Source organism: Herbaspirillum sp. DW155 (genome assembly GCF_037076565.1).
In the GTDB taxonomy this organism is placed as follows: domain Bacteria; phylum Pseudomonadota; class Gammaproteobacteria; order Burkholderiales; family Burkholderiaceae_D; genus Herbaspirillum.
The window spans coordinates 3,398,874-3,411,898 of record NZ_AP029028.1; the positions used below are offsets into that span (position 1 = coordinate 3,398,874).

12 protein-coding genes are annotated in these 13,025 nt (G+C 62.1%); 1 reads left to right on the forward strand and 11 read right to left on the reverse strand.

Going from position 1 to position 13,025, the window contains the following annotated elements; all coding sequences use genetic code 11:
- Positions 1 to 15: 15 nt before the first annotated feature.
- Positions 16 to 897: a LysR substrate-binding domain-containing protein gene (locus tag AACH55_RS15420; protein ID WP_338715503.1), complete on the reverse strand. Its 882-nt coding sequence runs from the start codon at positions 895 to 897 to the stop codon at positions 16 to 18.
- A 134-nt stretch (positions 898 to 1,031) separates the two neighbouring features.
- Here AACH55_RS15420 and AACH55_RS15425 point away from each other — a divergent pair, with 134 nt between their 5' ends.
- Complete coding sequence (locus tag AACH55_RS15425; RefSeq protein WP_338715505.1) at positions 1,032 to 2,231, forward strand: MFS transporter; 1,200 nt, start codon at positions 1,032 to 1,034, stop codon at positions 2,229 to 2,231.
- Positions 2,232 to 2,423: 192 nt separating this feature from the next.
- Here AACH55_RS15425 and AACH55_RS15430 read toward each other — a convergent pair whose 3' ends face one another.
- The 10 genes from AACH55_RS15430 to AACH55_RS15475 all read right to left on the reverse strand — a co-directional run bounded on the left by AACH55_RS15430 (position 2,424) and on the right by AACH55_RS15475 (position 12,984).
- Complete coding sequence (locus tag AACH55_RS15430; protein WP_338715507.1) at positions 2,424 to 2,954, reverse strand: phosphoribosyltransferase family protein; 531 nt, start codon at positions 2,952 to 2,954, stop codon at positions 2,424 to 2,426.
- A 54-nt stretch (positions 2,955 to 3,008) separates the two neighbouring features.
- Complete coding sequence (locus AACH55_RS15435) at positions 3,009 to 4,322, reverse strand: adenylosuccinate synthase (protein WP_145603602.1); 1,314 nt, start codon at positions 4,320 to 4,322, stop codon at positions 3,009 to 3,011.
- Positions 4,323 to 4,325: 3 nt separating this feature from the next.
- Positions 4,326 to 5,486: an ATP phosphoribosyltransferase regulatory subunit gene (locus AACH55_RS15440; protein ID WP_338715509.1), complete on the reverse strand. Its 1,161-nt coding sequence runs from the start codon at positions 5,484 to 5,486 to the stop codon at positions 4,326 to 4,328.
- Positions 5,487 to 5,759: 273 nt separating this feature from the next.
- A complete protein-coding gene (gene hflC, locus AACH55_RS15445; protein ID WP_338715511.1) occupies positions 5,760 to 6,653 on the reverse strand; it encodes a protease modulator HflC in 894 nt (297 codons plus the stop codon).
- A complete protein-coding gene (gene hflK / locus AACH55_RS15450; protein WP_338715513.1) occupies positions 6,653 to 8,008 on the reverse strand; it encodes an FtsH protease activity modulator HflK in 1,356 nt (451 codons plus the stop codon). Before hflK ends, hflC begins: the two co-directional genes overlap by 1 nt.
- An 89-nt stretch (positions 8,009 to 8,097) precedes the next feature.
- Entirely contained in the window at positions 8,098 to 9,222 is a 1,125-nt protein-coding gene (hflX, locus tag AACH55_RS15455; RefSeq protein ID WP_338715515.1) for a GTPase HflX, read from the reverse strand.
- A gap of 39 nt (positions 9,223 to 9,261) precedes the next feature.
- On the reverse strand, positions 9,262 to 9,501 hold the full coding sequence (gene hfq, locus AACH55_RS15460; RefSeq protein WP_006463311.1) for an RNA chaperone Hfq: 240 nt from the start codon (positions 9,499 to 9,501) through the stop codon (positions 9,262 to 9,264).
- Between the two features lie 140 nt (positions 9,502 to 9,641).
- Positions 9,642 to 10,985, reverse strand: a complete 1,344-nt coding sequence (gene der / locus AACH55_RS15465) for a ribosome biogenesis GTPase Der (RefSeq protein WP_220407178.1) — start codon at positions 10,983 to 10,985, stop codon at positions 9,642 to 9,644.
- 32 nt (positions 10,986 to 11,017) lie between these two features.
- Positions 11,018 to 12,217 (reverse strand): outer membrane protein assembly factor BamB, encoded by a 1,200-nt coding sequence (gene bamB, locus AACH55_RS15470; protein ID WP_338715532.1) that lies wholly within the window; start codon positions 12,215 to 12,217, stop codon positions 11,018 to 11,020.
- Positions 12,218 to 12,339: 122 nt separating this feature from the next.
- On the reverse strand, positions 12,340 to 12,984 hold the full coding sequence (locus AACH55_RS15475; protein ID WP_338715533.1) for a tetratricopeptide repeat protein: 645 nt from the start codon (positions 12,982 to 12,984) through the stop codon (positions 12,340 to 12,342).
- Positions 12,985 to 13,025: the final 41 nt, after the last annotated feature.

Here is a 13,025-nt window from a genome sequence, read left to right on the forward strand (position 1 = left end):
CAAAACGTTTCCGATTTATAGCTTGCATTGCAAAAAATCGAGGAAGCAACTGATGCGGCGTGACAGGCGGGTGTTGTGGTAATACACCGCCGATATCTTCTGGCGAAAGCCGCTGTCGTAGTGATCCAGCACACGGACCAGACGCCCCGCCGCCAGGTCGGCATCGGTCATGAAGGCGGACAGGCAGGCGATGCCTTGTCCCTGCAGCGCCAGATGGCGGATGGTTTCGCCGCTGGAGGCGCGGATCGCCGGCCTTACCTGGTAGCGGTCACCTGCGGTGTGGCGCAACGGCCAGTGGTTGAGGCTGTCGGGCTGGGAAAAGCCGATCAGCTGGTGCTGTTCCAGCGCCTCCACCGATTCGGGGGCGCCATGACGGGCCAGGTAGTCCGGACTGGCGACGATGTTCAGACGGGACGAAGTGAGGGGCCGCGCATGCAGGGTGGAATCCTGCAATTCGCCGATGCGGATGGCAATGTCCACACGCTGCTCCACCAGATCGATGAAGCGGTCATGGGTGGTCAGCTCCAGTTCGATGTCGGGATAGGCGGCGCGGAAGGCGCCCACATGCGGTACCACACAGTGCAGCATGAAAGGCACGGCGGCGTCCACGCGCAGTTTGCCGACCGGTTTGCGGCTGCGCATGCGTACGGTGTCTGCGGCCTGCTCCATGGCGGCCAGGATGGCGCGCGCCTGCTCCAGGAAGGCTTCGCCCTCTTCGGTCAGCTCCATGCGGCGCGTGGTGCGGGTCAGGAGCCTGGCCCCCAGCTTGTCTTCCAGACGCGACAATGCGCGGCTCACGCCCGAGGTGGTCTGTTCCAATACTTCGGCTGCAGCCGACAGGGTGCCGGCTTCCACGACGGCGACGAAGGTACGCAATTCCTCCGATTGAATCGTCATTGTTGACTCCAGATCAAATATTCTTTGATTGTAAGGGCATTTTTCTCAACAAAGACGGCGCGCACAATCCTTCATATCGCTGGCAATCCATCACCGATGGACCAGCCTGAACCCCTCACTCCACAAGGATTGCCATGCCAATTGCACTTTGGGCGCTGACCATCAGCGCCTTCGCCATCGGGACTACCGAGTTCGTCATCATGGGTCTGCTGCCGCAGGTCGCCACCAATCTGGGCGTGAGCCTGTCCTCGGCCGGTCTGCTGGTAACCGGCTATGCGCTGGGCGTATTCGTGGGCGCCCCGTTGGTCACGGCGACCACCGGACGCCTGCCGCGCAAGACCTTGCTGATCGCCTTGATGGTGGTCTTCGTGGTGGGCAACCTGGCCTGCGCCATCGCGCCGGGCTATGCCACGCTGATGATCGGGCGCGTGGTGGCTTCCTTCGCCCATGGCGCCTTCTTCGGCGTTGGTTCGGTGGTGGCCACCAGCCTGGTGCCCAAGGAAAAGCAGGCCTCCGCCATCGCCCTGATGTTCACCGGCCTGACGGTGGCCAACGTGCTGGGCGTCCCCTTCGGCACCTGGCTGGGCCAGAGTTATGGCTGGCGCGCTACCTTCTGGGCGGTGACCGCCATCGGCGTGATCGCGCTGGCCGCCACGGCCGTGCTGGTGCCGCGCTCGCAAGGCGGAGACGAAGCCGACTTCGGCCAGGAAGTGCGCGTGCTGATGCGCCCGCAGGTCATGCTGGGGCTGCTGATGACGGTACTGGGCTTTGGCGGCGTGTTCGCGGCCTTCACCTATATCGCCCCGATCCTGACGGACATCAGCGGTTTTCCGCCCTCTGCGGTCTCGCCCATCCTGTTGCTGTTCGGCCTGGGACTGGTGATCGGCAACCTGGCCGGCGGCAAGCTGGCTGACCGGAAGCTCATGGCCACCCTGCTGGGTAGCCTGGTGCTGCTGGCGGTGGTGCTGGTGCTGTTCGGACTGACCAATGAAAACAAGATCGCCGCCATCATCGGCGTGGGCCTGATGGGCATAGCAGCGTTCGCCACCGTGCCGCCGCTGCAGATGCGCGTGCTGGAAAAGGCGACCGGTGCGCCCAACCTGGCCTCGTCGGCCAACATCGCCGCCTTCAACCTGGGCAATGCGGCCGGGGCCTGGCTGGGTGGTGTGACCATCGATCATGGACCGGGGCTGCATGCGGTGCCTTACGTTGCAGCACTGCTGCCGCTGGCAGGCATCGTGGTGGCGCTGATGAGCTGGAAGATGGACGCCAGCCCGGCCGCACTGTCCCGCGCGAACGCACCACCAGCTGCTGATCCCCGGAGAGCGCCATGAGCCATTCCGCAAACGCCACCGCGCCCACATCGCCCTGACGGGGGTTTCCTGCGCTACGATACCTTCAACGAACGCAAGATCATTCCGTCGTCCTGAAGGGCTGAGCCGGTCATCAACGGACGAAAAAAAGAGCTTGCCGCGGCAAGCTCTTTTCACGTCTGACATCAGCTTCAATGAATCCAAAGCGAACGATCAGGCACCCTTCTTGATCCAGGCCGCCAGTTGATGCGGCCCCAGGCCGTCATATTCTTCGAACGGCTGGTGAATCCACGGGTTGGTCGGCAGGTAGTCGATGTGGAAATCAGGTTCCACGACCGAGCAGGCCTTCCACCACAACACGGCACTCTTGATCTCGGTGACGGAAGGATAATGTTCCTTCAGGTGGACCATCACCTTCTGCAGGGTCACGCCGGAATCGACCAGATCGTCCACCAGCAGGATGCGGCCACCCAGGCTGCCCTTGGTGATGGTGATGTACTTGGCGATGTCCAGGGAGCTGCGGATGGTGCCGGCGGCTTCACGGTAGGAGCTGGTCGAGAGGATCGCCAGCGGGACATCGAAAATGCGCGACATCACGTCACCCGGGCGCAGGCCGCCGCGCGCCAGGCACAGCACCTGGTCGAACTGGTAGCCGGACTCGTAGACCTTCAATGCCAGTCGTTCGATCAGGCGGTTGTAGTCGTCCCAGGAGACCCAGAGGTCTTTGTCGTCAGAGATCTTCATATTCTTGATTGCTTCGTAGTGCCTTGTTGCCCTTGCGGGCGATTGCGTAGTGAATTACTTGAACGGATGGCGCAAGACGATGGTCTCTTCGCGGTCCGGGCCGGTGGAGATCATGTCGATGGGCACGCCCACCAGTTCCTCGATGCGCTTGATGTAGGCGCGGGCGTTAGCCGGCAGCGCGTCCAGCGACTTGGCGCCGACGGTGGTCTCGGACCAGCCGGGCATTTCTTCGTAGATCGGTTCGCAGGCAGCGGCTTCTTCCGCGCCGACCGGGAAGATGTCGACGGTCTTGCCGTTGAGCTTGTAGCCGGTGCACAGCTTCAACGACTCCAGGCCGTCCAGCACGTCCAGCTTGGTCAGGCACATGCCGGAGACGCCGTTGATCTGCACCGAGCGCTTCAGCAAGGCAGCATCGAACCAGCCGCAGCGGCGCGCACGGCCGGTGACGGTACCGAATTCATGGCCGACCGAGGCCAGGTGCTTGCCGGTGCCGGCGTCCGTCGGCAGTTCGGCCGGGAACGGGCCCGAACCGACGCGGGTGGTGTAGGCCTTGGTGATGCCCATGATGTAGTGCAGCATGCCCGGCCCCACGCCCGCACCGGCGGCGGCATTGCCGGCCACGCAGTTGCTGGAGGTGACGAACGGGTAGGTGCCGTGGTCCACGTCCAGCAGGCTGCCTTGCGCGCCTTCGAACAGGATCTTGCCGCCGGCCTTGTGGATGGCATACAGGTCGCTGGAGACGTCGGTGACCATGGGCTTGATGCGCGGCACGTTGGCCAGGGCTTCGTCCAGGGTCTTCTGGTAGTCCACCGGCTGGGTCTTCAGGTAGTGGGTCAGGACGAAGTTGTGGTAGTCCAGATTGGCCAGCAGCTTTTCGGCGAAGCGCTTTTCGTTGAGCAAGTCAGCCACGCGGATAGCGCGACGGGCCACCTTGTCTTCGTAGGCCGGGCCGATGCCCTTGCCGGTGGTACCGATCTTGTCGACGCCACGGGCGGCTTCACGCGCCACGTCCAGCGCCACGTGATACGGCAGGATCAGCGGACAGGCGTCCGAGACCTTCAGGCGCGAGCAGACTTCCACACCGGCGGCTTCGAGCTTGTCGATCTCGCGCAGCAGGTCGGGCACCGACAGCACCACGCCGTTGCCGATGTAGCAAGCCACGCCTTCGCGCATGATGCCCGAGGGAATCAGTTGCAGCGCAGTCTTCTTGCCGCCGATGACCAGCGTGTGGCCGGCATTGTGGCCGCCCTGGAAACGCACCACGCCCTGGGCGTGATCGGTCAGCCAATCGACGATCTTGCCCTTACCTTCGTCGCCCCATTGCGTACCGATGACGACGACATTCTTTGCATTGCTGTTCTGTAACATGACTCAACCCAAGTTTTTGATAATCCAGTTTCCATTGCTGAAATCGAGTGCGCGATCGCAATCGAATTCGTCCTGATCGTTTTCGTGGCCGGGAAGGCTTTGGATCACGATCTCTCCCGCTTGCCGCAATTGCGCTATTTTCTCACGCAGACCGGCGTCCCTGCCCCAAGGGGCGAGGATGGCGCGTTTTCGTTCTGCGCCCGGCATCAGTCGTGCCAGTTCACGCAGGTCCAGGGAGAAGCCGGTAGCCGGCCGTGCACGGCCGAAAGCTTCACCCACATGGTCGTAGCGGCCGCCGCGCACCACCGCATTGGGCAGGCCCGGCACATAGGCGGAAAACATCACGCCGCTGTGGTAATGGTAGCCGCGCAGGTCGGCCAGATCGATGGTGACGGCCGCGCCTTCATGGCCGGCCGCCAGTTCCACCAGGGCTTGCAGCTCGTCGAGCGCCTGGCCGATGCCGGGCAGCGCCGGCAAGGTGATACGGGCGCGGGCGATGACCGCGATGTCGCCGTACAGGTTGGGCAGCGCCAGCAAGGCGGCGCGGGTACCTTCCTGATAGGAGGCAGTGATTTCCTTGAGGCCCGGCACATCCTTGGCCTGCAGCAGGCCGAAGAGCTGCGCTTCATCGCGCTTGGCGGCCGCATCATTGGCGATGATGGCACGCAGCACGCCGACGTGGCACAGGTCCAGGCGGATGGTGCGCATGCCGGCCAGGGCCAGCGAATTCAAGGCCAGTTCCTGAATTTCGGCATCGGCTTCGAGGCCGGCATGACCATAGATCTCGGCGCCGATCTGGATCGGTTCGCGGGTGGCGTGCAGGCCTGTCGGGCGCGTATGCAGCACGCTGCCCGCATAGCACAGGCGGGTGACCGAAGCGCGATTGAGCAGGTGGGCGTCGATGCGCGCCACTTGCGTGGTCATGTCGGCGCGTACGCCCAGGGTGCGGCCGGAGAGCTGGTCGACCAGCTTGAAGGTGCGCAGGTCGGTGTCCTGGCCGGCGCCGGTGAGCAGCGATTCGAGATACTCCAGCAGCGGCGGCATGACCATTTCGTAGCCGTACAGGCGGAAATTGTCGAGCAGGCGCCGACGCAGTTCCTCTATCTTGCGCGCTTCCGAGGGCAAGACGTCGGCGATGTTTTCGGGGAGAAGCCAGTTAGGCATAAACAAAAGTCAAAGCAGAAAAAAACGGTTTGCGTACTTGCGTGGCGCGAACGACAACGAGGCAAGCAGGCGTCCAGACGAACAATCGGGGCGGTCCGGGAATGCCTGCCGCCCCTCTTCTTGCGAACCGGGAAAATTGCATCCCGGAACATGATGTCCGACCCAAAAAAAGGAAAGATGCCCTTTACCAGCGGCATCCATCCGGTTCGCCCTGCCCGCCGGAAATGCACGGCGGCGCAGAACTGTTCACATTATCGCCTGATAAGCGGATTTTTACTTCTTCGCAGCGCTGGCAGTGCCGCCGCCGACTCCCTTGAAGTACTTGAAGAACTCCGAACTCGGATCCACCACCATGACATCGTGACGGTTCTTGAAGCTGGCGCGGTAGGCTTCCAGGCTGCGATAGAACTTGTAGAAGTCCGGGTTCTGGCCGAAAGCCTGGGCGTAGATCTGGGATGCCTTGGCATCGCCGGCACCACGGATCTTTTCGGATTCGCGATAGGCTTCGGCCAGGATCACCACACGCTGGCGGTCGGCGTCGGCGCGGATCTTCTCGGATTCGGCGGCACCGGTGGAGCGCAGTTCGTTGGCCACCCGCACGCGCTCGGACTTCATGCGTTCGAATACCGAGTTGTTGATCTGGTCCACGTAGTCCACACGGCGCAGGCGCACGTCGATGACTTCCACGCCAATCTGCTTGGCTTCGTTGGCCACGCGCGCCTGGATGGCGTCCATGACCCTGTTGCGCTGGCTGGAGATGACTTCACGCACGGTGCGCTTGGTGATCTCATCGTTCAGCGCGGCCTTGACGATCTGCGACAGGCGGTCCTGGGTACGGCGCTCGTCGGCGCCGAAGCTGACGAAGTACAGGCGCGGGTCAACGATGCGCCACTTGACGTAGGCATCGACCAGCACGTTCATCTTTTCGGCGGTGATGAAGCGGTCGGCGTCGGGGGTATCCAGGGTCTGGATGCGCTTGTCCAGATACATCACGTTCTGGAACGGCGGCGGCAGCTTGAAGTGCAGGCCCGGTTCGGTGATGACCTGCTTGACTTCACCGAGGGCGAAGACGATGGCCGCAGAACGCTGGTCCACCACGAAGATGGTGGACGAAGCCAGCCAGATCGCCACCACGGCGACGATCACGGAAGTAACGAGGCGGCCCATCAGCGCACCTCCCTTTCACGCGCATCACGGGGATCGCGGTTTCTCGAATCTCGCATCAGCTCGGAAGAATACACGGTGTCGTTTCCTGCAGTCGAATTGGTGGACGCGGCACTGGGCAGGGCCTGGCTGGCCGCCGGCGCCTGCGGCTTGCCGCTGGCCGGGGCCGCATCGGCGCCGCTTTGCTGGATCAGCTTGTCCAGGGGCAGGTACAGGAGGTTGCTGCCATTCTTCACATCGACCATGACCTTGGTGGTATTGGCGAAGATCTGCTGCATGGTTTCCAGGTACATGCGATCACGGGTGACGGCCGGGGCCTTGGCGTAGGCTTCCTGCACCTGGGTGAAGCGCGAGGCGTCACCTTCGGCATTGGCTACCACGCGGGAGCGGTAAGCTTCGGCTTCTTCCAGCAGGCGCGAGGCGGCGCCGGAAGCGCGCGGGATCACGTCGTTGGCATAGGCCTGGCCTTCGTTCTTCAGGCGTTCGCGGTCCTGGCCGGCCTTGACGGCATCATCGAAGGCGGCTTGCACCTGTTCGGGCGGTTGCACGCCTTGCATGGTGACGTTGGTGATCTGCACGCCGGACTTGTAGCGGTCCAGGATCTGCTGCATGCGCTGGCTCACGTCCAATGCGACTTTTTCACGGCCTTCATAGAGCACGAAGTCCATCTTGCTGCGGCCGACGATCTCGCGGATGGCGGTTTCGGCAACCTGGCGCACGGAATCATCCGGGTCACGGTTGTTGAACAGCCATTCGGCCGCGTTCTTGAGCTTGTACTGGACGGCAAACTGGATGTCGATGATGTTTTCATCATCGGTGAGCATCAGGGATTCCTTCAACTGCTTGTTGCGCACGTTGCCGCGATAGCCAATCTCGGCGGTGCGCACCTGCGACATGTTGACGATCTCATGACCCTGGATGGGATAGGGCCAGCGCCAGTTGAAGCCCGGCAGCGTGGTGTGGCTGTAGCGGCCGAAGGTGGTCACCACGGCGGTCTGGCCTTCCTGCACGATAAAGAAACCGCTGGCCAGCCAGAGGAAGACGACGATGACGGCAATGACGCCCACGCCGATGCCGGCGCCCTTGACGTCACCACGATTGAAACCGCCGCCACCGTTGCCGCCATCGGAACCACCACCCTTGCGGCCGAGCAGGCCGGCGATGCGTTGGTTGAAGTCGCGCCAGAGCTGGTCGAGGTCGGGCGGACCGTCATTGTTGCCGGACGGTTTTTCGGGCCGTTTGTCGCCGTTACTTCCGTTATTCTGATTCTCGCGGTTGTCGTTTTGCGAACCACGTCCCCATTGGGGGTCGTTCAACGAAAACTTGACACCGATTTTCCTGAATAAAGACACAAGCATGCGTTTGCGTTCCGGCTGAAGTGATGGATTAAGAGAATCTAGGAGGAATGCGCGCCAGGAACGAGCAACGAGCCGTCCCCTCGAACGGCTCAAGCGTGCATGTCTTCGGAATCGACTGGCTCAGAACGGCTGCGACCCCTGGCCTCCAAGGCGGCCTTGAGCGAAGCGGCGATCGCTTCGCGCAGCAGATCCAGGCCAGCACCAGACTTGGCACTGACGAAAACCCGCTGGATTTTACCATACTCGTCATATTCGACCGCCGGTTCCAGACCGGCGGCGTCGATCTTGTTCCAGACCAGGATTTGCGGCACGTGGTCAGCGCCGATTTCCTTCAAGACCAGATTGACCTGCTCGATCTGTTCCATCCGCACCGGGCTGGCGGCATCCACCACGTGCAGCAGCAGGTCGGCATGGATGGTTTCTTCCAGGGTGGCGCGGAAGGCTTCGACCAGCTGGTGAGGCAGTTCGCGGATGAAACCCACGGTATCCGAAATCACCACGTGCCCGACCTCGCCCAGGTAGACACGACGGGAAGTCGTATCCAGCGTGGCAAAGAGCTGGTTGGCGGCATACACCCCGGCCTTGGCCAGGGAATTGAAGATGGTCGACTTGCCGGCGTTGGTATAACCCACCAGCGAGACTGAGAAGGTTTCGCTGCGGCCGCGCGCACGGCGCTGCGTAGCATGTTGCCGGCGCAGCTTGGCCAGCACCGCCCGCAAGGCCTTGACGCGCTCGCCCAGCAGGCGCCGGTCAGTTTCGAGCTGGGTTTCACCGGGGCCACGCAGGCCGATACCACCCTTCTGGCGCTCCAGGTGGGTCCAGCCGCGGATCAGGCGGGTCGCCAGATGCTGCAACTGGGCCAGTTCGACCTGCACCTTGCCCTCGTGGCTCTTGGCACGCTGCGCGAAGATATCGAGGATCAGGCTGGTACGGTCGAGCACACGCACCTTCAACACCCGCTCCAGGTTGCGTTGCTGGGCCGGCGACAAGGCGTGATTGAAAATGACCAGTTCGAGCTGGAGATCGGCAACAGCTTCGGCGACTTCTTGCGCCTTGCCGGTACCAACGAAGAGAGCGGCATCCGGACTGGCACGGCGGCCGGTGATGGTGATCACCGGTTCCGCACCAGCCGATTTTGCCAACAGGAAGAGCTCATCCAGACTAGCGGCGAAATCGTTCTTGCCGAAGTCCAGGCCGACTAACGCGGCACGCATGTCAAAATGCCCACGGCGTCAAGCCGGCCAGGTAGACCATTATTCGTCGGACGAGGATTCGAGACTGAGATTGACCGCGCGTGCAGGCACGACGGTAGAGATGGCGTGTTTGTAAACCATTTGCGTAACGGTGTTACGCAGCAGAACTACATATTGATCGAAAGACTCCACATGGCCTTGCAGCTTGATGCCGTTGACCAGATAGATAGAGACGGGAACGTGCTCTTTTCTCAATGCGTTCAGGAATGGGTCTTGTAACAATTGCCCTTTGTTGCTCATGGCAGCTCCACGGTGTTGTTGTGATTAGGACTTGGAGGCACTTCAAGGAATATCAAGTGCTTGACCAACTTTATGCTATTCAATTTAAACGATTTTCGCTCCAACGCCAAAAAACATTGATCGAATAGCAGGATTTACGACTATTTTTCCTGCCGGATGAAAGGATTCTTGCCCGACTTGAACTCGATACGCAGTGGAGTGCCGACCAGGGAGAAAGTTTCCCGGAAGTGCTTTTCCAGATAACGCTTGTAATTGTCGTCGATGGCTTCCAGCGCATTGCCGTGAATCACCACCACCGGCGGGTTCTGCCCCCCCTGGTGCGCATAGCGCAGCTTGGGACGGATCGAACCCTTGCGGCGCGGCTGCTGGTGTTCCAGCGCTTCTTCCAGCGCACGCGTGAGGCGCGGGGTGCTCAGCTTGGCCATGGCGGCAGCGTAGGCCGAATCAATCGACTTCATCAGCGGACCGATGCCGGTCGACTTCAGGGCCGAGATGAAGTGGAACTTGGCGAAGGAAAGAAAATTCAGTTTGCGCTCCAGATCCATCTTGATCTGGTTGCGCTGGTCGCTTTCCATGCCATCCCATTTGTTCACACCGACCACCAGCGCCCTGCCCGACTCCAGCACGAAGCCGGCGATGTGGGCATCCTGCTCGGAAATATCCTGCTGGGCATCCAGCAGCAGCAGCACGACGTTGGCGTCTGAAATCGATTTCAGCGTCTTGACCACGGAAAACTTCTCGATGGCCTCGAACACCTTGCCACGGCGGCGGATGCCGGCGGTATCGATCAGCGTGTAGTGACGGCCTTCGCGCTCGAACGGAATTTCAATCGAGTCGCGCGTGGTACCCGGCATGTCGAAGGCGATCACGCGCTCTTCGCCCAGCAGCGTGTTGACCAGGGTCGACTTGCCCACGTTGGGACGGCCGACGATGGCGATCTTGGTGCCGCGCACGGCCGGCTCTTCCGCTTCAGGCTCCTGGGCGCGCTGGGCTTCGACCTGATCCAGGGCTTCCTGCACCAGGTCGGCCACGCCGTCACCGTGAGCGGCGGAGATCACATAAGGATCGCCCATGCCCAGCTCGTAGAAGTCGGCGGTGACCGAGGTGTACTTCATGCCTTCGGACTTGTTGACCACCAGCAGCACGGAACGGCCGCACTTGCGCAGGAAGTCGGTGATGGTCTTGTCGTGCGGCGTCAATCCCTGGCGGCCGTCGACGATGAACACCACGATGTCGGCCTCGACCACTGCCTGCTTGGTCTGCTTGGCCATCTCATACATGATCCCGTCCTTGGCGACGGGTTCGAAGCCACCGGTATCGATCACCAGGAACGGACGTTCGCCGACCCGGCCTTCGCCGTAGTGACGATCGCGCGTCAGGCCGGGCAGGTCCGCCACCAGCGCATCGCGGCTGCGGGTGAGCCTGTTGAACAACGTCGATTTGCCGACGTTGGGACGGCCTACAAGTGCAATTACCGGTTTCATTTCTTTTCTTGGGGGTCGTTCGTCACTGCCGCTTATTCGGCGACGACGGAGACCACGGTTCCTGATTTGGTTTGGAAAACGACAGACGAGCCGGTAGAGACCGGAGGCGCCTGGATAGCACTGCCGTCGGTAGCCAGACGGGCCACGAAGGCGCCGTCTTCCCGCGACAGGAAGTGAATATAACCCTGGAAGTCACCTACCGCCACCGCCTTGCCCACGCCGATCGGGCTGGAAAGCACGCGGTTCTTCAGACGGTCGTTGCGCCAGATGACGGCACCGGTATCCCGTGCAAACTCGGTGACGGCACCGCCGACATCGGCCGCATAGACGTAAGCGTCATCCAGATTGACGCCCACATCGCTGGAAAACTCCTTGATCCAGCGCACATTACCGTTGAGCAAGTCGAAGCAACCGATACGCCCCTGGTAGGATGCCGCGCAGATGTCACGCGAACCCAGTGCCGGCACGCCCGACACATCGGAGATACGTTCCAGTTCGGTGGTGCCACGCGGATCGCCCACCGGCACCTCCCAGCGCGGACCACCGTTGTTCAGTGCCAGCGCCGACAGACGGCCACCCGGCAATGCGACGAAAGCGGTTTGCGAACCGATCGCGATACCCGGCGCATTGCGCAAGGTCAGCGAGGGCAGGTTGCGCTGGACCATCCAGCGCTGGCTGCCATTGTCGGCATCGTACGCGGTCACGCGGTTATCGATGCTGCGAATGACCACCAGGCCTTCGCCCACGGCCGGTGCCGACAGCACTTCGCTGGGCGCCTGGGCGCTCCAGGTCGGCTTGCCGGTAGCGGCATCGAAGGCCTGGATGCGACCCTTCTCGCCGACCACCACCACGGTGCTGCCATCGCTGCCCACGCCGGCCGTCAGTTCGCCCTCAGCGCGGCTGCGCCACAGGGTCTGGCCGTTCTGGGCATTGATGCGCACCACGGTGCCATCGTTGGCCGCAGCAAAGATGCTGCCGGCGGCAAATGCCGGGGTGAACTGGTAATTGCCGGACTTGCCGACGCTGACCGTCCAGGTAGCCTGGGCGCGCATTTTCTGGGTGAATTCGACCAGCGGTGCAGGCGGATTTGGATCCTTCTTGCTGGAGAACAGCGAGCAGCCGGACAAGGCCACCACGGCCGCCATGGCGGCCACGTTCAGCGCCAGCTTGCCGGCGCGGCGGGATCGTGCAAAGGATGTTGCCTGGGCAGCAGTGGCTGTCACACTACGCATATTCTGTTTCCTCTAAGCGATGGATGGGTTCGCGCGGGATTGCGGTTCCATTCCCGGGCAGATGATCCGCCGTAGCGGATCATGGCCCCGTCAATTCATGGACGCAAACGTTCGGTAGCAGCTCAGGCCTTGGGGGCTTCGCCGCCGATGGCGTCAAGCTTGATCTGGATCAGCTGGCGGCCTGGGTCCTTGGCGTCGCTCTTTTCCAGTGCCAGCTTGTAGGCGCTGCGGGCTTCGTCACGCTTGCCCTGGGCCGCCAGCACATCGCCCTTGCGGTCAGCGATGGCACCGGCGAACTGGGCCGGATAATCGCCCGACAAGACCTTCAGCGCCTCGTCATAGGACTTGGCATCGAGCAGCACGCCCGCCAGACGCACCGCCGCGATGGCCTTGTATTCCTTGCCACGGCCATGGTCGATCACCCATTGCAGCTGCTTCTTGGCCGCGTCCAGATCATTGGCATCGAAGGCCGACTTGGCCGCCACCAGCGCGCTCATCTCGGCGTAGGCGGTGCCGCTGAACTTGTCCTGGATATCGGCGGCGGCACGTTGCACCTTGGAATTGTCCTTGGCGGCCAGCGACTTCTGCTGTTCTTCATAGAGCACCGAGGCTTGCGCCGACTGGCGGCCCTGGTAAGTATTCCAGCCGGTCCAGGCGGCATAGCCGGCCAGCGCGATGATCAGCACCCAGGTCACCAGGTTGCCGTATTTCGCCCACCAGGCCTTGATGGAATCCAGCTGTTCTTGTTCTTCGAGATCGTATGCCATGTAACTCTGCGTTTAGATAAGTTGACGGTCGAGGTGAACGG